At 63.5% G+C, this 21,259-nt stretch carries 16 protein-coding genes; 8 read left to right on the top strand and 8 right to left on the bottom strand.

The window, feature by feature from the left end:
• Positions 1 to 12 precede the first annotated feature (12 nt).
• From O3300_RS04800 to O3300_RS04785, 4 genes are read right to left on the bottom strand one after another with little or no spacing between them, the layout of a single operon-like run.
• Positions 13 to 2,004, bottom strand: a complete 1,992-nt coding sequence (locus O3300_RS04800; protein WP_305052226.1) for a WG repeat-containing protein — start codon at positions 2,002 to 2,004, stop codon at positions 13 to 15.
• Positions 2,005 to 2,036: 32 nt separating this feature from the next.
• Entirely contained in the window at positions 2,037 to 3,440 is a 1,404-nt protein-coding gene (locus O3300_RS04795; RefSeq protein WP_305052225.1) for a PoNe immunity protein domain-containing protein, read from the bottom strand.
• A 39-nt stretch (positions 3,441 to 3,479) separates the two neighbouring features.
• A complete protein-coding gene (locus O3300_RS04790; RefSeq protein WP_305052224.1) occupies positions 3,480 to 4,292 on the bottom strand; it encodes an alpha/beta fold hydrolase in 813 nt (270 codons plus the stop codon).
• A gap of 1 nt (position 4,293) precedes the next feature.
• The gene (locus tag O3300_RS04785) at positions 4,294 to 5,604 is read right to left on the bottom strand and encodes an O-acetylhomoserine aminocarboxypropyltransferase (protein ID WP_305052223.1); all 1,311 of its coding nucleotides are present in this window, start codon (positions 5,602 to 5,604) and stop codon (positions 4,294 to 4,296) included.
• A 284-nt stretch (positions 5,605 to 5,888) separates the two neighbouring features.
• Here O3300_RS04785 and O3300_RS04780 point away from each other — a divergent pair, with 284 nt between their 5' ends.
• On the top strand, positions 5,889 to 6,512 hold the full coding sequence (locus O3300_RS04780; protein ID WP_305052222.1) for a 2OG-Fe(II) oxygenase: 624 nt from the start codon (positions 5,889 to 5,891) through the stop codon (positions 6,510 to 6,512).
• 224 nt (positions 6,513 to 6,736) lie between these two features.
• Entirely contained in the window at positions 6,737 to 7,183 is a 447-nt protein-coding gene (locus O3300_RS04775; protein WP_010398828.1) for a CBS domain-containing protein, read from the top strand.
• Between the two features lie 69 nt (positions 7,184 to 7,252).
• On the opposite strand, the gene O3300_RS04770 is transcribed toward O3300_RS04775, so the two are convergent.
• On the bottom strand, positions 7,253 to 9,514 hold the full coding sequence (locus O3300_RS04770) for a bifunctional diguanylate cyclase/phosphodiesterase (protein ID WP_305052221.1): 2,262 nt from the start codon (positions 9,512 to 9,514) through the stop codon (positions 7,253 to 7,255).
• Between the two features lie 422 nt (positions 9,515 to 9,936).
• Between O3300_RS04770 and aroC the strand changes: the two genes are divergently transcribed.
• Positions 9,937 to 11,031 carry a chorismate synthase gene (aroC, locus tag O3300_RS04765; RefSeq protein ID WP_305052220.1) on the top strand — a complete coding sequence of 365 codons (1,095 nt, stop codon included), beginning with the start codon at positions 9,937 to 9,939 and terminating at the stop codon, positions 11,029 to 11,031.
• A 207-nt stretch (positions 11,032 to 11,238) separates the two neighbouring features.
• Here aroC and O3300_RS04760 read toward each other — a convergent pair whose 3' ends face one another.
• Positions 11,239 to 12,735 carry an HDOD domain-containing protein gene (locus O3300_RS04760; protein ID WP_251348431.1) on the bottom strand — a complete coding sequence of 499 codons (1,497 nt, stop codon included), beginning with the start codon at positions 12,733 to 12,735 and terminating at the stop codon, positions 11,239 to 11,241.
• The gene (locus O3300_RS04755) at positions 12,732 to 14,471 is read right to left on the bottom strand and encodes a bifunctional diguanylate cyclase/phosphodiesterase (protein WP_099668486.1); all 1,740 of its coding nucleotides are present in this window, start codon (positions 14,469 to 14,471) and stop codon (positions 12,732 to 12,734) included. Before O3300_RS04755 ends, O3300_RS04760 begins: the two co-directional genes overlap by 4 nt.
• Before the next feature lie 395 nt (positions 14,472 to 14,866).
• Here O3300_RS04755 and O3300_RS04750 point away from each other — a divergent pair, with 395 nt between their 5' ends.
• The 4 genes from O3300_RS04750 to O3300_RS04735 all read left to right on the top strand — a co-directional run bounded on the left by O3300_RS04750 (position 14,867) and on the right by O3300_RS04735 (position 18,243).
• On the top strand, positions 14,867 to 16,549 hold the full coding sequence (locus O3300_RS04750; protein WP_305052219.1) for an isovaleryl-CoA dehydrogenase: 1,683 nt from the start codon (positions 14,867 to 14,869) through the stop codon (positions 16,547 to 16,549).
• Positions 16,550 to 16,704: 155 nt separating this feature from the next.
• Positions 16,705 to 17,355, top strand: a complete 651-nt coding sequence (upp, locus tag O3300_RS04745; RefSeq protein ID WP_010398816.1) for a uracil phosphoribosyltransferase — start codon at positions 16,705 to 16,707, stop codon at positions 17,353 to 17,355.
• 22 nt (positions 17,356 to 17,377) lie between these two features.
• Positions 17,378 to 17,740 carry an Hpt domain-containing protein gene (locus tag O3300_RS04740; protein WP_305052218.1) on the top strand — a complete coding sequence of 121 codons (363 nt, stop codon included), beginning with the start codon at positions 17,378 to 17,380 and terminating at the stop codon, positions 17,738 to 17,740.
• Between the two features lie 299 nt (positions 17,741 to 18,039).
• On the top strand, positions 18,040 to 18,243 hold the full coding sequence (locus O3300_RS04735; protein ID WP_010398811.1) for a cold-shock protein: 204 nt from the start codon (positions 18,040 to 18,042) through the stop codon (positions 18,241 to 18,243).
• A 257-nt stretch (positions 18,244 to 18,500) separates the two neighbouring features.
• Here O3300_RS04735 and O3300_RS04730 read toward each other — a convergent pair whose 3' ends face one another.
• Positions 18,501 to 19,412, bottom strand: coding sequence for a LysR family transcriptional regulator (locus O3300_RS04730; protein WP_035819455.1), 912 nt, complete (start codon positions 19,410 to 19,412; stop codon positions 18,501 to 18,503).
• A gap of 216 nt (positions 19,413 to 19,628) precedes the next feature.
• Here O3300_RS04730 and aceB point away from each other — a divergent pair, with 216 nt between their 5' ends.
• Positions 19,629 to 21,227 (top strand): malate synthase A, encoded by a 1,599-nt coding sequence (aceB, locus tag O3300_RS04725; RefSeq protein ID WP_305052217.1) that lies wholly within the window; start codon positions 19,629 to 19,631, stop codon positions 21,225 to 21,227.
• Positions 21,228 to 21,259: the final 32 nt, after the last annotated feature.

Raw genomic sequence — 21,259 nt, 5'->3', positions numbered from 1 at the left:
AACTGAGCGGTCTTAGTACACCACGGGCCGCAAGGCCGCCAGCAGCGCCGCTGCCTTGAACGCGGCCGCATCCTGCGCCCGCACCACCCCCAGATAATACGTGTCTTCGCCGCCGTGCATGTTGATCAGGCGCAGCTGATGCGGCGCCAGGTGGGCGGCGATGGCGGCCAGGCCCTCGGCCATCGCGTCGCCATCCTCGCGCTCTGACCACGAAAAATCGCGCAGCGCGGGCAGGCCGATATGCTGGATCAGGCGCGGCACTTCATCGACGGCTTTCCAGTCCAGGGTGGTGCCGTGGCCCAGCGTGTGGGCGGCCGTGGACCACAGCAGGAAGAAACAGGCCGCTGCGGGCGTGTCGCCTTCGTATTCTTCTTCCGGATCATCCTCCGCCAGCTCGTCGAGCGTGATGTCCACGCAGCGCGCGGCCAGGTCCGCATCGCCCTGCAAGAACAGGGCGGCCATGCTGCGCAACTGCGCGCGGTCGGCCTTTGCCAGGATTTGCGCGGGCGTAAAGCTGCGGCGCCGGACGGGCTTTTTCTTGCTCAGGCCCATGGCCTCGCTCAACTGGGCCGTGATGGCCGCCTTGAAGTTTTCCACGGTGTCGAACTGTTCCAGCAGCTGGCCCGTGAAATCCATGCTCCAGGCCATGCCATCCTTGACGACATATAAAAAGTCGCTTTGCACGGCCACGCCGCGCAGATGGTGGGCGGGCGGGTACAAAGGCACAAACGCCTGCTTGCCGTCCAGGGTCAGCATGCAGGCCAGGCCTTGCGCATCGATGGCGAAGATCAGGTTCTTGCGCAGCCTGGGAGGCGACGACGTCGTGGCGCAGTCGATGGCTTCGTACCGGCAGGGCGCCAGCAGCTCGCCCTGGCTATTAATCATGCCAAACAGGAAGCGGCCGGCTATGCGCTGGCTGACGATGGCAATCTTTTTCTTGGTGCCGAAATCCTGCACGGAGCTGTAGGCGGGCGGCACCACCATCGCGCCCGCGGCGTCCAGCACGCCGTGGACATTGCGCTCGTCCTGTTCGCCCGTCAGGCGCATGAAGTCGATATACCCATCGTCGCGCTGGCACAGGTTGTCCACGCCTTCGAGGAGCCGTGCGCCGTCCGGCAAGCGCCGGAGGCAGGTGGCGCCGTCCGGCGCGACCTGGTGGAGCAGGTGGGGACTGATTACGTACAGGTCGCCGGGCGCGGGCATCAGCACCACCGTGCCGTTCAGGTCCATGACGCCGTGTGCGTCGGGCTTGTCCGCCGTGGCAAAGGTGATCCAGCCATCGTCCGCGTCGCTGGCGTCCAGGTGAACGAGGCCCCGCGACAGCGGCGCGATCCAGCGGCCGTACGGCGTGACGAGGCCCCGAATGTCCGGCTGTCCCGCCGCTGCCACCGCGTAGCACAGCGCGTCTTCCACCCATTCCCGCACTTCCAGGCCTTGCAGGAAGGGCAGCGCATTCGCATCCAGTTCCTCGACATCGGCCAGCTGCGCATCGGCCGTGGCCGACCAGTAGCCAATGGCGGGCGATGCGGCGCCGGCACCCAGCAGGGGCGCCAGCGCTTCCTTGTCGCCGCGCTGCAGGGCAGAGTGCAGGGCTTGCGCCTCGGCGCGCAGGGCATCGAGCCCGGCCGCGTACTCCGGCGTGTCGATATCGTGCGGGATCAGCTGCACGCAGTCAAACACCAGCCACGCCTGCCCCCCCGCCAGCAGGGCGCTGATGGCGGCGCGCGCGACGATGGCGGCCGCGTCGCGCGGCCTGTCCATCAGGGCGGACAAGGCTTGCCAGCTGGCCTGCGCCTGCGCCATCGGCGCGGCCAGCACGCAGGGGCAGTCCTCGCCATCGCCGTAGATGGGCCAGGCGACGGCTTGCGTGCCGGCGCCGATGAGCAGCTTGAACAGCATGGGGGTATCGAGCCGCCATTCGGCCAGGCCCGTGATCGTATCGGTGTCGAAGCCGGCCTGGCCGGGCAGGAAGGCGGTGCTGAACAGGGCTGCGGTATTGATCATTGATATTTATTATCTAAAAGTGTACGGGGTATTCAGGGCGTTGGCGGCATGACCCAGTGCGCCAGGGCGCCGCGCTCCAGCCCCAGGCGTTGCGCCACGGCGGCCGCTTCGAAGGCCCACAGGCCGTAGTAGCCGCCCAGTCCCTGCGCGCGCAAATGGCCGTTGAACCAGTCTTCGCGCACCAGCGCGCCGTGCCAGCCGGCCAGGTATTGTTGCAGGTGCTCCAGCTGCTGTGCGCGGTCGTCCGCGTCGAGGCAGTCGTACAGGGCCGTATAGGGTTCGGCGAAATACCATTCGTCGACGGCAGGACGCTGCGGATCGATGGCGGACAGCAGCGCTTCGTACACGCCATCTTCGCCATCGAAGGCCGTTTGCAGGGCGGCCAGGCGCGTGGCCAGGTCGTGACGGCCGAACAGCAGGGTCGCGCCCAGCAGCTGCAGGGTGCGCGCGTAATCCGTCAATTGTTCGAAATCAAAGGCGGGCAAGGCGTCGTCAGCGTAGGCCGCGGCCAGGGCTGCGCGCGCCGTTTCGCAGGCGGCGATGGCCGCTTCCAGCGCCGTTTCCACGTCAGGCAAGGGCAAGCCTGCCGTGTAGCGCAGCGAGAAGACCTGGTACGCCGTGCTGGCGGCCGCGCAAGCCCAGTAGGCGTCGTCGCCGCCATCGTTTTGTGCCTGCGCCTGCGCGCGGACATAGGCAGCCAGCAGGGCGTCGAGGTAGGCGAGGTTGCGGGCAAAATCGAACGCAGTGTCGTACGTCTCGGGCGGCGCCTGGCGCGGTGCATCGGGCCAGGGCGCGGATGCCGGCGGGCAGGCATCGGCGCAATCGCGCTGGATGGCCCAGTCGGCAAAGACTTGTTGCAGATACTGCGCCGTCTCGTCGTCGTGCGCGATGGCGCCCGCGCCCACCAGGGTCGTGCCCAGCAGGGTGTAGCCGGGAAAGCGGCTGCTCTCGTAGGCGATGGTGGTCACGCTCTGGATGGCCTTGCCGTCGCTCAGGTCGCGCACGCGGAAGTACACGTCGTCCCAGCCGGCCAGCGGCGGCGCCGCCTGGCCCGCCGTCACGGTGCTCCAGCTGCCGTCGGCCTGTTCTTCATAGGCGTCGAGCAGTTCGTCGAGGCCGCCGGGGCGGTCGATGCGGTTGTTGGCGTCGTATTGCAGGCCCAGTTCGGCCGCGAAAGCCGCCGCGTGGCGGCCCGCGAACACCAGGTACTGGGCGTTCAGGGTGCCGACCAGCAGCTCGGATTCTTGTCCGGCGACGCCGAGCGCCTGCGGCAGCCGGTACCAGTGGTGGCCCGGGATGCCGGCCATGGGACCGCCTTCGGCCGCTTGCGGATTGGCGCAGCGCAGCTGTTCCAGCCATTCATAGCGTTCGCGCCGCGCCGCTTCCGTGCCGCTGCCGCGGCCTGTCAATTCGTCAAACAGGGTATTCAACAACATGGTGCATCTATCCTAAAAAAACACGTGCGTGGCGTGGCGTCATGCCGGCGTGCTTTGCGCAAACGCAAACAGCGCGTCGAGCACGGCGTCCGGTTGTTCGGCCATCAATTCGTGCCCGCTGTCGACCTGCACCACGGTGCCATGCGCGATGCTTGAAGTCAGCAAGCGGGTCGATTTGGGCGGCGTCATCATGTCGCGCGCGCCGAAAATGAATAAAGTGGGGAAGTGTACCGAAGCGGCGGCGATTTCGCCGTTCGCGTAGGCATTGCAGGCGAAAAAATCCGTGTGAAACACGTGATCGGGGTTGAGGGCGGCGATGCGCTGTTTCAGACGCCGCGCGCCGCCCATGGCGTAAAAGCCCGGGCCGGGAAACGACGGCTTTTGCGCGATCGACGAGTGCGACCAGATATTGACCATGTCGATGGCCGCCTGTTCATCGCTCAGCGACGTTTCCAGCAGCGCGGGCGAAACCTTCATCGGGTAGGTGGACCCCAGCATGGCCAGGTGGCTGATCCGCCCGGGCGCCAGGAATGCCGCTTCCAGCGCGATCAATGAACCCATGCTGTGGCCGACCAGCATGGCTTTGGGCGCGCCGGCCGCGTCCAGCACGGCCAGGATCCAGCGGGCCAGGTCGGTCACATTGTCCCTGGCCTTGCCCCCGCTGCGGCCGTGTCCCGGCAAGTCGACGGCCAGCACGTTCCAGCCGTGGTGGGCAAAGTAGCGCGTTTGCAGGGCCCACACGGAATGGTCGTTCTGCGCGCCGTGGATGAAGACGGCCGTGGGTTGATTCGGGTCAAAAGCTTTGCCGCCCGTGTAGCAGTAGGCGGTGGTATTGTCGATGGTGAACAGCATCTCAGGCGCCTTTCTGCGACAGTTTCAGGCCACGGGCCAGGTCTTCGATCAAATCGTCCGCGTCTTCCAGCCCCACCGATAGACGCATGGTGCCCTGCGTGATGCCCGCCTGCGCCAGCTGATCGTCGGGCACGCGGAAATGCGTGGTGGAAGCGGGGTGGATGACGAGCGACTTGGCGTCGCCCACGTTGGCCAGGTGCGAAAAGATCTTCAGGCTGTCGACAAAGCGCTGGCCGGCCGCGCGGTCGCCGCGCAGGCGGAAGGTGAACACGCCGCCCGCGCCTTTCGGCAGCAGGGTTTTCGCCAGTTCGTAATCGGGATGCGACGGCAGTTCTGGGTAGGACACGGATTCCACGGCCGGATTGGCCAGCAGGAAGTCGATGATCTTGCGCGTGTTGGCCACGTGGCGGTCCATGCGTAAACCCAGGGTTTCGATGCCTTGCAGGATGGCGAAGGCATTGTGCGGGCTCATGACGGCGCCGAAATCGCGCAAGCCTTCGCGCCGCGCGCGCAGGGCGAACGGCGCCACCGTCGATTCCTCTGCGAAGACCATGCCGTGGAAACCGTCATACGGCTCGCACAGTTCGGCGAAACGGCCCGTCTTGTCGTAGGCCGCCTGCCAGTCGAAGGTGCCGCCATCGACGAGCAAGCCGCCGATGGCCGTGCCGTGGCCGCACAGGAACTTGGTGGCCGAGTGGAACACCAGGTCGGCGCCATGCTCGAAGGGGCGCAGCAGATACGGCGTGGTGAAGGTCGAATCGAGCATCAGCGGCAGGTGGTGCTCGTGCGCCAGGGCGGCAATCCGGGGGATGTCCAGCACGTCGAGGCCGGGATTGCCCAGGGTTTCGGCGAACAGCACCTTGGTATTCGGGCGGATGGCGGCGCGCCAGGCGTCCACGTCGCGCGGGTCGACAAACGTCGTGGCTATGCCGAAGCGTTTCAAGGTATAGGCCAGCAGGTTCTGCGAGCCGCCGTACAGGGCGCGCGACGCGACGACGTGCGATCCCGCGCCCGCGATGGTGCATAAACCCAGGTGCATGGCGGCCTGGCCGCTGGCCGTGGCGATGCCGGCGACGCCCCCTTCAAGGGCGGCGATGCGCTCTTCCAGCACGGCGTTGGTGGGATTCGAGATGCGCGAGTACACGTGGCCGGCCCGCTCCATATTGAACAGCGAAGCCGCATGCTCCGAACTCTTGAAGGCAAACGAGGACGTGAAATGGATGGGCGTGGCGCGCGCGCCCGTGGCCGGGTCGGGCGCCGCGCCCGCATGCAGGGATAAAGTGTCGAAACCGGGGTATTTCGGGCCGCTCATGGTGTCTCCGCCAAGTTTTATAGTGGCAAGATCGTAACCTGATTTGCATCTGAGCAAAAGGGCTCGTGTGCAGGGCGCATGGCGCCGTGCTGGCGGGGGGCGTGTGTAACCTGCAGTGTAAAAAAAGTGACCGCTGCGGTGCGGCGGTGGTAGGATACCGGATCAGCGATATTCGGGCTGTTTGACCTGTGCGCGTGCGCCGCGCCGCAGGGAAGGCTGCTACGTGCCAGCGAAATCCTGGGCTTCAGGCGAACTCTCATCGCATGTCCACCAGGAAAGATTTTATGCCCGCAATATCGTTCGACGGCGCCCTTGCCGTACCCGGACCTTCTATCGTCGACGGCCTGTGCCACGCAGGCTGGCTCATGCAAGAGCATTTTATCTCCCTTGAACTGAGCCGCCAGCTGGCCGCCGAATGCGTGCAATCCATGCTCAGCGGCAAGATGAAGGGCGCCGGCGTGGGCAGCGGCCATGCGCCGCTGCTGCAGCCGGACATCCGCGGCGACCATATCGAATGGCTGGAAACGGGCAGGTCAAGCGCTTGCGACCGCTACCTGGAACACATGGAAGCGCTGCGCTGCATGCTCAACCGCGAGCTGTTCCTGGGGCTGGACGAGTACGAAAGCCACTTCGCCCTGTACGCGCCGGGCGCCTTTTACCGGGCCCATCTGGACCGTTTCCGCGATGACGACAAGCGCACCGTGTCCGTCGTGCTGTACCTCAACGACGATTGGCTGCCGGAGCACGGCGGCGCGCTGCGCCTGCACCCGCAGGGCGGCGAGCACATCGATATCGCGCCGCAAGCGGGCCGCATGGCCATGTTCATGTCGGGCGAGATGCTGCACGAAGTGTTGCCGACGGCGCGCGAGCGCCTGTCGATAGCAGGGTGGTTCCGCCGCAGGGCATGAAAAAAACTACTGTGCGTCGCGGGGCACGGCCGGCGATGCTCACGGTACTCGCGTACCGCTGCGCTTCTCGGCCGCGCCGGGCATCCGCTCGCTACGTTTTTCTTGCCCGACAATCCCCGTCGATTTGATTGCGCGCAAGGCTGGATTTTTCCGCAGGCATAGGCTACAGTCGCAGTAAGGGCTAGAATAACTAAAATACCAATCACGCGGACAGGACGGCCAATATGAAAGTATCTGAAATTCTCCAAGTCAAGGGCAATATCCTCTACACGGTCACGCCTGACCAGCCCCTGCTTGACGCGGCCAATACCATGGCTGAAAAGGACATCGGTTCGCTGGTGGTCATGGAATTTGGCGACCTGGTCGGCATGCTGACCTTCCGCGAAGTGTTGAACGCGCTGCATGAAAACGCGGGCCAGATCGGCGGCGGCACCGTGCGCAAGCACATGGACGACCACCCGATCACCGTCACGCCTGACACGGAAGTCAATGAAGTGCGCCGCATCATGCTGGAAAAGCATGCGCGCTACCTGCCCGTCATGAATGCCAAGACCTTGCTGGGCGTCATTTCCTTCTACGATGTGGCGCGCGCCGTGCTCGAAGCGCAAAGCTTTGAAAACCAGATGCTCAAGGCCTATATCCGCGACTGGCCGGCCGAAACCACCGACTAAGCTTCACTCATGCAGTAAAAACAACGCCGGCAACTGCCGGCGTTTTGCATTGTCTATCCAGGGTGGCGTCTATGCGGCGCCCTGCAGCGCTTCATTGTTGAGCCAGCTGCCCAGCGCCGTGGCCGTCATGGGGCGGGCGAACAGGAAACCTTGCGCCATCGGGCAGCCCAGCGCCTGCAGTATCTGCGCCTGGCGCTCGTCTTCCACGCCTTCCGCGATCACGGCCAGGCCCAGGTTGCGGCCCAGCTGGATGACCATTTCGGCGATGCTGCTGCCGCGCGCGGAACCCGTGATTTCCGTCACGAAGGCGCGGTCGATCTTCAGGCGATCCACTTGCAGGCGCTGCAAATAGGATAGGGAGGAAAAACCCGTGCCGAAGTCGTCGATGGCGATGCTCACGCCCGTTTGCTTGATCTGCCACAACATCTTGATCAATAAATCGGGCTCTTCCATGGCCATCGATTCCGTGATTTCCAGTTCGATGAACTCGGGCGGCGCCTGCGTTTCTTCCAGCGCGGCGCGCAGCATTTCCAGGAACAGGGGGTGGCGGAATTGCACTTGCGACACGTTGACGGACATGACGAAGTTGCGGTGGCCTTGTTCGCGCAGCAGCACCAGTTCGCGGCACGCCGTGCGCAGCACCCATTCGCCCAGGTCGATGATGATGCCGGAATACTCGGCAATGGGAATAAAACGGTCGGGCGAGATGAACTTGCCGTCCGGCGTCTGCCAGCGCAGCAGCGCTTCGGCGCCCACGGGGCGGCGCGTGGTCAGGTCGATCTGCGGTTGATACACGACAAACAGCTGGCCCTGGCTGAAAGCCGTGCGCAGCGCGTGCATCATGCGCACCCGTTCGCGGATTTCGATGCCCATGCTGCGCGAGAAATAGAAATGCCCGGCGCGCTGCTGGCTTTTCGCCCGTTTCAGGGCGATATCGGCATCCTTCAGCGCATCGGCGCCCGTGCCCGCATGTTCGCCCAGGCGCACCAGGCCCAGGGTGGCGGACAATTGCACGTCCTGGCCGTCGATGCTGAACGGCGCCTGGAACAGGGCCAGGATCTTGCTCGGATTGACTTGCGACGAGTCGCCCAGCACGCAAAAGATGTCGCCGCCCAGGCGCGCCACGGTCAGCTGCGGGCCCAGCTGGGTCTGCAGGCGTCCCGCCACGGCCACGAGCAGCATGTCGCCGAACTGGTGGCCCAGCGCGTCGTTGGTCTCGGCGAAATGGTCGAGGTCCACAAGCGACAGGGTGGCGTCGTCGCGCGCGGGACCGGCCAGGGTGGCATCGAGGATTTCCACCAGGCGCGTGCGGTTGGGCAGCTTCGACAACTGGTCGTAGAAGGCGGCATTGTGCAGGTGCGACACCAGTTCGACGTTGTCGAGACCCACGGCGACGTTGCTGCAGAATACTTCCAGCAGGCTTTCATCGATGGCCGAGAGGGGACGCGGCAGCACCAGGTAGGCGGCCGCGTCGCGGCTGGCCTTGCCCGCGAAGTACAGGGTGGCGTAGTCGTGCGCATACACATTGCGCCGCTGCGCCAGCGTGTGCTCAACGGCGGCCATCACGCGGGGGTTTTGCAGGCCGCACAGGGCGCTGTGCGGCAAGCTGGAAAAGCTGCCCGTGCAGGCCGAGACGAGCAGCTCCCGCGCACCGTTGTCCTGCAAGTCTTGCACGCACAGCACGCCGTCGGCGCGGATGCCCAGCAGGTCGGCGATCTGCGCCAGCACGCCGGCCGAGAAGTTTTGCACGCCGTGCAGCGCCATCAGCTGCGTGCTGGCGTGGACGATGCGGTCCAGGCCGCGCCGGCTGCTGCTGATCGAACGGATCTGCTCGTACGAGCGGATGGCCGCCGTCACCGTGGTAAACAGCTTGATGCGCGTCAACTCGGACTTGGTCTTGTAGTCGTTGATGTCGAAATCGCGGATGGCGTCGATTTCCGGCGCATAGCCGGGCTGGCCCGTGCGCAGGATGATGCGCACATCCGTCATCTTGAGGGTTTCGCGGATATAACGCACCAGGTGCAGGCCCGCGTCATCCTGTTCCATCACCACGTCGAGCAGGATGACGGCGATGTCGTCTTCATGCTTGAGCAGTTCGCGCGCCTGGCCGGCCGAATACGCATGCACGAATTCCAGCGGGCGGTGCTGCATTTCCAGGTTGCCCAGGGCGAAAGTGGTGGTGGAGTGGACGTCTTCATCGTCATCGATGATCATCACCCGCCAGACGCTGCGCGGTGCGACGGCCAGCGGCGCCGCTGGTTGCTCATCGAGGAATACCAGGTCGTCGTGATCGTCCTTGTTGGCGTCAAGGGGGATGATCGGTGCGGGCATGTATAGCTTCTCCAGGATGACTCGATATTTTTACGAGCACGTCACAAAAAGCCCATGGCGTTGTTGCGTTGCCTCGCCGTACTTGCGTACTGTCTTCGGCAACGCGCCTAGCCCTGGGCATTTTGTGACGTGCTCTCGGCGCAGCCCAAATCCGGTTTGGTAACCTGTATTGTGTAGCGCGCTTTGATCCAAGTATATAGCTATTTAATAAGCAAAATGTTTTTTTAAGTCTATTCTGTGGGGCAATATTTCTTGTATTGCACGATTGCAACTCTTATTTGGTATTTTTTACATGAAAAAATACGCGGGATTTTAAAATGGCGAGACGGGCGGGGGAATATCCGGTCCTGGTGGGGCATTAGCGGCATGGCATGCCCCGCAGGCTGGTAGAATTGAGTTTTCCAGTCCTCACACTTCCTACTATGTCCGGCAATTCTTTTGGCAAGCTGTTTACTGTTACCACTTTCGGCGAATCGCATGGCCCGGCCATCGGCTGCGTGATCGATGGCTGTCCTCCGGGATTGATCCTGTCGGAGGCCGATATCCAGCCCGAGCTGGACCGCCGCAAGCCCGGCACGTCGCGCCATGTGACGCAGCGCCAGGAATCGGATACGGTGGAAATCCTCTCCGGCGTGTACCAGGGAGTGACCACGGGCACGCCGATTGCCCTGCTGATCCGCAACGAAGACCAGCGCAGCAAGGATTATGGCAATATCGCGGAAAGCTTCCGTCCCGGCCACGCCGACTACACCTACTGGCACAAGTATGGCGTGCGCGATCCGCGCGGCGGCGGACGCTCGTCGGCGCGCCTGACGGCGCCCGTCGTGGGCGCGGCGGCGATCGCCAAGAAATGGCTGCTGCAGCAGTACGGCACCACGTTCAAGGGTTGCATGAGCCAGCTGGGCGACATTCCCGTGCCGTTCCAGTCGTGGGAGCACGTGCATGCGAACCCGTTCTTTGCCGCCAGCGGCGACGCGGACCTGATCGCGCGCATGGAAGAGGCCATGGACCAGTTGCGCCGCGACGGCGATTCCATCGGTGCGCGCATCGACGTGATCGCGCAAAACGTGCCGGTGGGACTGGGCCAGCCCATCTACGACAAGCTGGATGCCGACATCGCCTACGCCATGATGGGCATCAATGCCGTCAAGGGCGTGGAAATCGGCGCCGGCTTCGATTCGGTGGCGCAAAAGGGTTCCGAGCACGGCGACGAACTGACGCCGGAAGGTTTTATCGGCAATAACGCCGGCGGCGTCCTGGGCGGCATTTCGACGGGGCAGGATATCAGCGTCTCGATCGCCATCAAGCCGACCTCGTCGATCCGCACGCCGCGCCGCTCGATCGATAAAGAGGGCAATCCCGTACTGGTGGAAACGTTCGGCCGCCACGACCCCTGCGTGGGCATCCGCGCCACGCCGATCGCCGAAGCCATGCTGGCGCTGGTATTGATCGACCACGCGCTGATGCACCGCGCGCAGTGCGGCGATGTGTCGGTTTCGACGCCGAAGTTGAAATAAGCTGAATGTTGTCGGATGACGGGCCTGCGGCCCTGATCCGACCTGCGACCTTGATGGTCGTTTTCTCGTTTAACAACGACACTTGCGACACCTGACAAAACCGTAGCGAGCGGAAGGGAGAGGTGGCTAAGAAGCGCAACCGTACTCTAGTACGGTGAGCATCGCAGGCCGCCTATGCCGACGCGCAGTAGGTTTGGTCAGGTGTACTCATGCCACCTTATTTGCCACCAATTCCAATTGGTGGCGCATCTCCACCGACTGCACCAATAACGCCCGGATATCGTTGATCAGGTTGAACTCCGTCTGGTTCAACTGGATCGGCGGGAAGCTGTCGTCCCAGTCGCCGTATAAAAATCCCGTGGGGTGGCCGTTGGCCGACAGGGGCAGCACGACGAAGCTGCGCGCTTCGGACAGCGTCGCTTTCCACCATTGCGGCAGCTTGGCGGCAAATTTCGGGTCGCGCGCATTGTCGATGAAGATCACGCGGTCGCTGTTGAGGGCCGCGTGGAAGACGTTTGGTTCATACGCGTCGCCAAATACCATCAGGTCCTGCAGGTCGGCCATGCCTTCGCCCATGCTGATGCGCGCTGAATACAGATGGTCCCTGTGGTTGCGCACGAACGCCACCGAGCGCGAAAAATCGAAGCCCTGGTGCAGCGTTTCGAGCGCCATCGAGACCATCTGGCCCGGGCTGGCGCTGCCGATGGCGCCGCGCAGGTCGGCCAGGCCGCCGATCAGCACGCGGTTGCCTTCGGCGCGCATGCGCGTCGACGCCAGCTGGCGCGCGCGCCGTTCCGCCGGTTTCGACAGGGGCGCGATCGACAGGTCGGCCGCCGCCATCGCCTTGGCCTTGTCCACGGCCACCACCAGGTCGGTTGCGGTGATGCCCAGGGTGCCCGCATAATCGTCGATCAGCGCGTGCACCTGCGCCGCGCCGGCCGCATCGTCATGCCACAGCGAGTCGGCGCAGCGCGCCGCCATCGTCGACAGGCCCGCCATCCAGTCGGCGCCGCTGACGGGCGCATTGTCCGGCGACGGGTCCATCGGACGCATGCCGTTGATCAGGTGTTGCGGCAAGCCCCAGTGGGCGGCCGTGGCATAGCCCACTTCCGGCAGCGACAGGCCGAGGATTTCGCGCGCGGCGGCCGCCTCGTTGCCGGGACCCGCATGCGCCTGCATGCGCGCCCAGAAGTCCGTCATGTAGAACGTCACCATCATGCGGCCCAGGGTGTGCAGCATCGAGCAGACGACGGCTTGCTCCGCCTGCAGGCTGCCGGCGCTGGTGGCCACCTGCTGCGCCACCATCCCGGCCAGCACGGCCTTTTCCATTTCCACGTGGGCGCTGACGGAATCGGGCGACGCCTGCGACAGCTCCTCGATCAGTTTCAGTCCCAGCGCCAGGTGGCCGATGGCATCGATGCCCAGCACCAGCACGGCCTTCGAGACCGTGTTGACGCGCTGGCCGAAGGCGGAATACATGCCGCTGTTGGCCAGCCGCAGCACCTTGTGCGTGAGGACAGGGTCGGACAGCACCGTTTGCGTGATGTCGAATTCGTGGTCATCCTCGCCGCGCATGGCGCCGAGGATGGCGCTGATGGCCTTCGCGAAGCCAGGCATGTCGCCCTGCTGGCGCGTGCGCGCCCACAGCAGGTCCAGGGTGTTTTTGCCGAGCTGTGTCGGCGCCGTGAAATGACCTGGATTCATTGCACCCCTCCGCGCGGTTCATTGGCAGACGGCGCAGGCACCAGCGCCGCATAGGTTTTGTCGCTCAAGGCCGATAGCGCGGCGTGGGCCGGCATCGGTTTGCCCGTCAGGTAGCCTTGCACATACTGGCAGCCGCGCGATTCCATGAAGTGCATCTGCTCCTCGGTTTCCACGCCCTCGGCCACCACGGACAGGTTCAAATGCTTGGCCAGGTCGAGAATGGTGTTGCAGATGGCCGCATCCTTGCTCGATTCGGGCAAGTCCTTGATGAAGGTGCGGTCGATCTTCAGCACGGAAATGGGGAAGCGCTTCAGATACGCGAGCGAGGAATAGCCGGTGCCGAAATCGTCGATGGCGATGCGCGCGCGGCGCTCCGTCATCTTGACGAGGATGGTTTCCGCATGCACGGGGTCGATCATCAGGGTGCCTTCTGTAATTTCCAGCACCAGGTGTTCGCCGGACAGCCCCGAAAACGCGATGGCGTCGTCGAGGATATCGAGGAATTTGTCGTTGCGGAACTGGCGCGGGCTGATGTTGACGGAGATGTACAGCGGCCGTTTGGCCACTTCCTGGAACTGCTTGAGCTGCACGCAGGCCGCCTTCAGCGCCCAGGCGCCCAGCAGGTTGATCAGCCCATTGGCTTCGGCAATCGGAATGAAGCGCACGGGCGGCACCAGGCCCAGGGTCGGGTGCTTCCAGCGCATCAGGGTTTCGAAACCCTGGATCTGCCGCGTGTGCGCATCGACGATGGGCTGGTAAAAGAGTAAAAACTCGCCTTCGCGCACGGCGTGGAACATGGCCGCTTCCAGCGAAATATCGTGTTCCGACGGGCCGTTCAGGCGCGGGCTGTAGACCAGGCAGCGGGCCTTGCCCGTTTCCTTGGCGCGCGACATGGCAGCATCGGCCAGCGCCACCAGGCGCACTTCATCTTCCGCATGCAGCGGATAGATCGATACGCCGACCGAGGCGCCCACGTAGATCGTGTGGCCATCGACTTCGAACGGCGCCTGCAGGGTCGCCAGCAGGCGGCCCGTCACCAGCTTGATCTGCGCGTCCGTGGCGCTGCCGGGCAGCACGGCAACGAATTCGTCGCCGCCCACGCGCGCCAGGGTGTCGCTGTCGCGCAGCGTCTTGCGCAGGCGCGCCGCCGCCAGGCGCAGCACGGCGTCGCCGACGGGGTGGCCCAGGCCATCGTTGACCTTTTTAAAGCCATCGAGACCGATCGTGGCGACGGAAAACCCCTGGCCCGAACGGGCGGCCTGGGCGATCACCATGCGGATGCGGTCCGACAGCAGCAAACGGTTCGGCAAGCCCGTGAGCGCATCGTGCGTGGCCATGTGGCGCAGCCGTTCTTCCGTATTGTGCTGGGCCGACGTGTCGCGCCCGACCACCAGCAATTCGGCCACGCCGGCCGCGTTCATATATGAAGACAGGCGCAGCTCGAACCAGATTTCCTGGTCCGGCGTCTGCAGCCGCACTTCCAGGCGGCCCGGTTCTTCCAGGGCGTCTTCCAGCGCCGCCTGCAGCGCCGCGCGCGACGCTTCGGCGGCCAGCGGCAGCAGCAAATGGCCGGACAGGCCCGCAGGTGCGCCAAACAGGGTGGCCGCGCGCTTGCTGGCGAACAGGATCAGGCCGTCCGTATCGAGCCGGAACACGACGTCGCCTGCCTCTTCCATGAGGTTGTCCAACTCGTGGCGAGCCTCGCGGTGGGCGGCGGATGGGGTACTGGAAAACATCGTGCTGGCTTTTACCTTTTTGTTATCAGTGCCGGCGCTCGCTGCAGGGCAGGGCGCCAACGGAAAGAATGCATCGTGCGTGACGCGTGCCATAGTGGCCGGAAGGCGGCTATCGGAACGCGATCCACACGAAATGTATCATTGAAAAGCACCCGATTACATGAAATAGAGCAACATTGCTTCAGGTTTTGTAAATATTCCTGCCTTCCATGAAAAAAATCATGCCGCGCGACACACGCAGGCATTTTCGTTCCACATGGAAACATTTATCTGCGCTTGCTTCCACTGGCGCGCTTGCCCCGTCATGCGCTTTGCGCTAGTCTGGCTGGCAGACGGTGTTGACGGTGCGCCAGCGACGGCAAGGGCGCCATGATAACAAATCGCGGGAGACCTCCATGAATGCCTTTGACACGCATGAAGTTTTCAACCAGGCCACGCCCTTTGAAAATGTCAATCTGTTCGCCTGCGACCCGGCGCTGATCGAAGCGCTGCTGCGCGAGGGCGGCGGCGCGGCGTTGCAGGAGCTCGACGCGCTGGGCGACAGGCTGGGCCGCGCCGAGACCTATGCGCTGGCGCGCCTGGCCAATATCCACACGCCCGAGCTGCAGCAGTTCGACCGGGCCGGGCGCCGCATCGACGAGGTGCTGTTCCATCCGGCCTGGCATGAGCTGATGGCCATCCTCGTGGGCGCCGGCGCGCACGCTTCGCCGTGGGCGTCGCCCGGTCCCGGCGCCCAGGTGGCGCGCGCGGCCGCTTATCTATTAGTGGGGCAGGTGGAAAACGGCACGCAATGTCCCGTGACGATGACGTATGCCTCGGTGCCGGCCTTGCGCCAGGCGCTTGATCTGCCGCAAATCGCGCAGCGCTGGCTGCCGAAAATCCTGTCGCGCGACTACGATCCCCGCTCGCTGCCCGTGGAGCAGAAACGGGGCGCCCTGATCGGCATGGGCATGACGGAAAAGCAGGGCGGCTCCGACGTGCGCAGCAACACCACGCGCGCTACGCAGGTGCCGCCGGCCGAGGCGCAAGCGCTGTTCGGCGACGAGGCCGCCGGCGCCTGGCGCATCGTCGGCCACAAGTGGTTTTTCTCGGCGCCGCAGTGCGACGCGCATCTGATCCTGGCGCAGGCGGACGAGGGGGGATTGTCGTGCTTTTTCCTGCCCCGCTACCTGCCCGACGGCAGCCGTAACGCCATCCGCGTGCAGCGCCTGAAGGATAAGCTGGGCAACCGCTCGAATGCCTCGTCGGAAGTGGAGTTTACGAATGCCTACGGCTGGCTGGTGGGGCAGCCGGGGCGGGGCATCCCGACCATCCTGGAAATGGCCAGCCACACGCGCCTCGACTGCGTGCTGGGCAGCGCCGGCATCATGCGCGCCGCCTTGACGCAGGCGCTGCACCATGCGCGCCAGCGGGCCGTGTTCGGCAAGCCGCTGGCCGAACAGCCGCTGATGCAAAACGTGCTGGCCGACCTGGCGCTGGAATCGGAAGCCGCCACGGCGTTTGCGCTGCGCCTGGCCCGCTGTTTCGATGAAAAGGATGATGCAGGGCAAGCCATGCTGGCGCGCGTGCTCACGCCGGCCGGCAAGTACTGGATTTGCAAGCGGGGTCCCGGTTTCGGCTTCGAAGCGATGGAAGTGCTGGGCGGCACCGGTTATGTGGAAGAGGCGCCGCTGGCGCGCCTGTATCGCGAATTGCCCGTCAATTCGATCTGGGAAGGCTCGGGCAACGTCATGTGCCTCGACGTCTTGCGCGCCTTCGGCAAATCGCCGGCCGCGCGCGACGCCCTGGCGGCCGAGCTGGCGCTGGCCGGCGATGACGATGCCATTTTCACCGGCTACCGCGCGCGCCTGCTGGCCGACGTGGATGGGCCGCAGACGGACGAATTTGGCGCCCGGCAATTATCCGAGCGCATCGTGCTGGCCGTGCAGGCGGGATTGCTGCTGCGCCATGCGCCGCCGTTCGTCGCGCAAGCGTTCCTGCAGTCGCGGCTGGTGCAGGCGCCGGGCGGGGCGTATGGCCGCTTGCCGGCAGGCACCGATTGCGCGGCCATCCTGGCGCGCGCGCTGCGCGAGTACTGAGTTTGCCTCCGCTTGTGTATGCAATTATTTCGAAAATTCCGGCCACAGGCGGGCTGGGGGCTGGGATAATGCTGCAATCCATCATTTTATCGATACACAGCGCGCTTGCGGCCCAGGCTTGCCGCCGCGCCAGCTAGCATAGAAAGAAAAACAATATGAAACAAGACCCGCGCTTCCCGAATTTGTTCATTACCGATCACCCTTTGATCCAGCACAAACTGAGCCACATGCGCGAGCACGACACGTCGACGCGCACCTTCCGCGAATTGCTCAAGGAAATCACCTTGCTGATGGGCTATGAAATCACGCGCGACTTGCCGCTGACGACGCGCGAAATCAAGACGCCGCTGGTGACCATCGACGCGCCCGTCATCGCCGGCAAGAAACTGGCCATCGTGCCCATCCTGCGCGCCGGCATCGGCATGAGCGATGGCTTGCTGAACCTGGTGCCATCGGCGCGCGTGGGCCACATTGGCGTGTACCGCGACCCGGCCACCCACATGCCCGTGGAATACCTGGTGCGCCTGCCGGACCTGAACGAGCGCACCTTCATCTTGTGCGACCCGATGGTGGCGACCGGCAATTCGGCCGTGTATGCCGTCGACGTGTTGAAAAAACGGGGCGTGACGGACGAACAGATCATTTTCCTGGCCCTGGTTGCCGCACCGGAAGGCGTGACCGTGTTCCAGAATGCGCATCCGAACGTCAAGATGTTCTGCGCCTCGCTCGATTCGCACCTCGACGACCACGCCTACATCGTGCCGGGCCTGGGCGACGCCGGCGACCGCATCTTCGGCACCAAGTAAACCGGTTCAGGCGAGTATTGCGATGGCAACCTTGATCGACCCGGATTTTCGCGCGCGTTTGCGCGCCCTGAATGAAAAATATGCGGCTGGCGTGCCGGCCCTGATGCAGGCGATCACGCAGGCAAGCGGCCGCTGCGACAGCGAAGGCCCCCGCCTGGATCCGTTGACGGAGCTGCACCGCGCGCTGCATGCGGTGGCCGGCTCGGCCGCCACCTTCGGTTTTGCCGCGCTGGGGCAGGAGTGCCGGCGCCTGGAACAGCTGGTGCGCGCCATGCTCAATGCCCCTGCGCAAGCGGTGGCGGATTGGCCTGGCGTGCGGGCGCAAGTGGTGGCGCTACTGGACTGGGCGGGACGCGACGCGGCGGCCACCCATTTCACCGCCTAGGTGACCTCGCGCATAGTCATGTGGTTGCAATGATTCATTTGATACAACGCAAAGCACCCGCGTCGCAGATTAGGATATAGTGTCTCCATGCCGCTGGTACAGGGCGCCGCAAGACGGGGATTTGGCTATTAAAGTAGTGTTCGCAAGTTTATTTTGCGAAAGAATGGTTTTTCTCAGTTTTGTTGGTATAATTGGGCATCGTTGGATTCGAGGTAGTAGTGCAGTTTGTCTGTCATTTCTTTCTTGCTTCAAACGATATAACGGGCGCAAGCCCAACTTAACTGAAATAGGAAATTGTAATGGCAACTGGCATCGTAAAATGGTTCAATGATTCGAAGGGTTTCGGCTTTATTACCCCTGACGAAGGCGGCGAAGATCTGTTCGCTCACTTCTCGGCTATCCAGTCGAACGGCTTCAAGTCCCTGCAAGAGAACCAACGCGTTTCTTTTGAAGTGACCGCTGGCCCTAAAGGCAAGCAAGCTTCGAACATTCAGCCAATCTAATACGCTGGATCAAACGAAATAAAGAAATCCTCGGTCTCCGAGGATTTTTTTTCGCCTGAATTTCCGTGAGGCATGGGTTTTGCGTGCGTTTGATGGGCTACGCGGCCTCTGCGCGGCTGTCTTTCGCCTACTTTGCCTCATTGCCTCCGGGTAGGCCTGCCTGGTCAGCGCAAGTCTCTAAGCCGAGCTCTGCGGTGTTCCCATTGATGTCACGAAGCGGGACAAAACCGACGCGCAGCAGGTTCGCTCCCGCGTCCTCAGATAGCCCGTTCGCGCCAGTAGTCTGGCTGTGAGTATGAGTGCCTTAAAAAATCCACGAACGCCCGTATGCGCAGCGGCAAGTGGCGGCGCTGGGCGAACACGGCGTAGATATCGTTGCCCGGGGCGGCGAACTGGTCCAGCACCGTCACCAGCTGGCCCGAGGCGATCTCGGCACCCACTTCCCACATCGAGCGCCACGCCAGGCCCTTGCCGGCCAGCGCCCAGTCGTGCAGCACTTCGCCATCGTTGCAGACCATATTGCCCGCCACTTTTAAAATCACATTCTTGCCGTTTTCGCGGAAAGTCCAGCCCCGCTGGCTGCCTTCGCTGCTGATCGCCAGGCAATTGTGTTTCGCCAAGTCGGCCGGGATGCGGGGCGTGCCGGCCCGTTTCAAATAGGCGGGCGAGCCGACGAGCACGCGCTGGTTGTCCGCCAGCTTGGTGCTCACGAGCGAGGAATCGGACAGGCTGGCGATGCGGATGGCCACGTCGATGCCTTCGCCGATCAGGTCGACGAGGCGGTCGTTCAGATTCAGCGATACCGTCACGTCGCGGTGCTCGGCGACAAACGAGGGGATCAGGGGCGCCACATGCTGGCGCCCGAAGCCGGCCGGCGCGGAAATGAGCAGGTGGCCGCTGGCCTTCACGCTGCGCTCGGCCACGGCCGCTTCCGCCTCTTCCAGTTCGCCCAGGATGCGCTGGCAATCTTCCAGGAAGGCGGCGCCTTCATTCGTCAAGGCCAGCTTGCGCGTCGTGCGCTGGAGCAATTTGACGCCCAGGCGCTGCTCCAGCGCATCGAGGCGCCGGCCTATCATGGCTGGCGCGATGCCTTCCGCGCGCGCGGCGGCCGACAGGCTGCCCTTGGCCACCACTTCCACGAAGGTTGATATTTGTCTGAACTGGCCCATGTCGTGCTCCCGCAATGCCATCACTTGTGATAAAAACGCATAGATGAAGTGATTTTTAATCTCGTTTCCATGCCTTATAGTGCAATACTATAGAACAAATGCGCCGCCCGGCAGAGTGTTTTTGCGCCTCTGTCCAGCTTGCCTGCGCAGTCGTTCGGCTTATACTTGGATCACCAGATTACCTTTGCTTATATTTACTAAAAACCGGAGAACTTCATGACGCAGAACACGATCGCACTTCCCGAAGGCATGCAAATCACGGGTGAAATCCAGCCCGGCTATGAACAGATCCTGACGCCGGCCGCGCTGGCCTTGGTGGCCAAGCTGACGCGCGCCTTCGAGCCGCGCCGCCAGGAATTACTGGCCGTGCGCGTGGAGCGGGCCAAGCGCCTCGACGCGGGCGAGCGTCCTGATTTCTTGCCAGAAACCGCACACATCCGCGACGGCGACTGGAAGATCGCGCCGATCCCGAAGGCGCTGGAATGCCGCCGCGTGGAAATCACCGGACCCGTCGAGCGCAAGATGGTCATCAACGCCTTCAATTCCGGCGCGGACAGCTACATGACGGACTTCGAAGATTCGAACACGCCGAACTGGGATAACCAGCTGACGGGCCAGATCAATATGTTCGACGCCGTGCGCAAGACGATTTCGCTGGAGCAAAATGGCAAGTCCTACAAGCTGAACGACAAGATCGCGACACTCGTCGTGCGTCCGCGCGGCTGGCACCTCGATGAAAAGCACGTGCTGGTCGACGGCAAGCGCATTTCCGGCGGCATTTTCGATTTCGCGCTGTTCATGTTCCATAACGCCAAGGAACAACTGGCGCGCGGCGCCGGCCCGTACTTCTACCTGCCGAAGATGGAATCGCACCTGGAAGCGCGCCTGTGGAACGATATCTTCGTCATGACGCAAAACGAATTGGGCTTGCCACAAGGAACGATCAAGGCGACAGTGCTGATCGAAACCATTTTGGCCGCCTTCGAGATGGATGAAATCCTGTACGAGCTGAAAGAGCACAGCTCGGGCTTGAACGCGGGCCGCTGGGATTACATCTTCTCGTGCATCAAGAAATTCAAGCTGGACAAGGATTTCTGCCTGGCCGACCGCGCGAAAGTCACGATGACGGCGCCGTTCATGCGCGCCTACGCCTTGCTGCTGCTGAAAACCTGTCATAAACGTGGCGCACCGGCCATCGGCGGTATGGCAGCCTTGATCCCGATCAAGAACGATCCGGAAAAGAACGACATCGCCATGGGTGGCGTGCGCAACGACAAGGCGCGCGACGCCACCGACGGCTACGACGGCGGCTGGGTTGCCCATCCGGGCCTGGTGGAACTGGCCATGGGCGAGTTCACGAAAGTGCTGGGCGACAAGCCGAACCAGATCGAGAAACAGCGTCCCGACATCGACGTGAAAGCGTCGGACTTGCTGAACTTCCAGCCGGAAGCGCCGATCACGGAAGCGGGCTTGCGCTACAACATCAACGTGGGCATCCATTACCTGGGCAGCTGGCTGGCCGGAAACGGTTGCGTGCCTATCCACAACCTGATGGAAGATGCGGCCACGGCCGAGATCAGCCGTTCGCAAGTGTGGCAATGGATTCGTTCGAGCAAGGGCGTGCTGGAAGATGGCCGCAAGGTGACGGCCGAGATGGTGCGCGCCATGATTCCGGAAGAGCTGGCCAAGGTGCAGCGCGATGCGCCGGGCGGCAACGGCCCGACCTATGTGCGCGCCGGCCAGATTTTCGAGGAAATGTCGACGTCGGAATCGTTCGCCGAATTCCTGACCTTGCCGCTGTATGAAGAAATCTGATCCTGATCAACTAGATCGATAAAAAAATCCCG

The sequence above is a fragment of the Janthinobacterium sp. SUN206 genome (genome assembly GCF_030587305.1).
In the GTDB taxonomy this organism is placed as follows: Bacteria; Pseudomonadota; Gammaproteobacteria; order Burkholderiales; family Burkholderiaceae_D; genus Janthinobacterium; species Janthinobacterium kumbetense.
The sequence above is the reverse complement of the archived record's forward strand: the minus strand, read 5'-3'. Positions and strand labels throughout refer to the sequence as shown.

Bases quoted from the DNA above. Each gene is read 5' to 3' on its own strand.
- O3300_RS04800 (WP_305052226.1), bottom strand. From the start codon at position 2,004: ATGATCAATACCGCAGCCCTGTTCAGCACCGCCTTCCTGCCCGGCCAG.
- O3300_RS04795 (WP_305052225.1), bottom strand. From the start codon at position 3,440: ATGTTGTTGAATACCCTGTTTGACGAATTGACAGGCCGCGGCAGCGGC.
- O3300_RS04790 (WP_305052224.1), bottom strand. From the start codon at position 4,292: ATGCTGTTCACCATCGACAATACCACCGCCTACTGCTACACGGGCGGC.
- O3300_RS04785 (WP_305052223.1), bottom strand. From the start codon at position 5,604: ATGAGCGGCCCGAAATACCCCGGTTTCGACACTTTATCCCTGCATGCG.
- O3300_RS04780 (WP_305052222.1), top strand. From the start codon at position 5,889: ATGCCCGCAATATCGTTCGACGGCGCCCTTGCCGTACCCGGACCTTCT.
- O3300_RS04775 (WP_010398828.1), top strand. From the start codon at position 6,737: ATGAAAGTATCTGAAATTCTCCAAGTCAAGGGCAATATCCTCTACACG.
- O3300_RS04770 (WP_305052221.1), bottom strand. From the start codon at position 9,514: ATGCCCGCACCGATCATCCCCCTTGACGCCAACAAGGACGATCACGAC.
- aroC (WP_305052220.1), top strand. From the start codon at position 9,937: ATGTCCGGCAATTCTTTTGGCAAGCTGTTTACTGTTACCACTTTCGGC.
- O3300_RS04760 (WP_251348431.1), bottom strand. From the start codon at position 12,735: ATGAATCCAGGTCATTTCACGGCGCCGACACAGCTCGGCAAAAACACC.
- O3300_RS04755 (WP_099668486.1), bottom strand. From the start codon at position 14,471: ATGTTTTCCAGTACCCCATCCGCCGCCCACCGCGAGGCTCGCCACGAG.
- O3300_RS04750 (WP_305052219.1), top strand. From the start codon at position 14,867: ATGAATGCCTTTGACACGCATGAAGTTTTCAACCAGGCCACGCCCTTT.
- upp (WP_010398816.1), top strand. From the start codon at position 16,705: ATGAAACAAGACCCGCGCTTCCCGAATTTGTTCATTACCGATCACCCT.
- O3300_RS04740 (WP_305052218.1), top strand. From the start codon at position 17,378: ATGGCAACCTTGATCGACCCGGATTTTCGCGCGCGTTTGCGCGCCCTG.
- O3300_RS04735 (WP_010398811.1), top strand. From the start codon at position 18,040: ATGGCAACTGGCATCGTAAAATGGTTCAATGATTCGAAGGGTTTCGGC.
- O3300_RS04730 (WP_035819455.1), bottom strand. From the start codon at position 19,412: ATGGGCCAGTTCAGACAAATATCAACCTTCGTGGAAGTGGTGGCCAAG.
- aceB (WP_305052217.1), top strand. From the start codon at position 19,629: ATGACGCAGAACACGATCGCACTTCCCGAAGGCATGCAAATCACGGGT.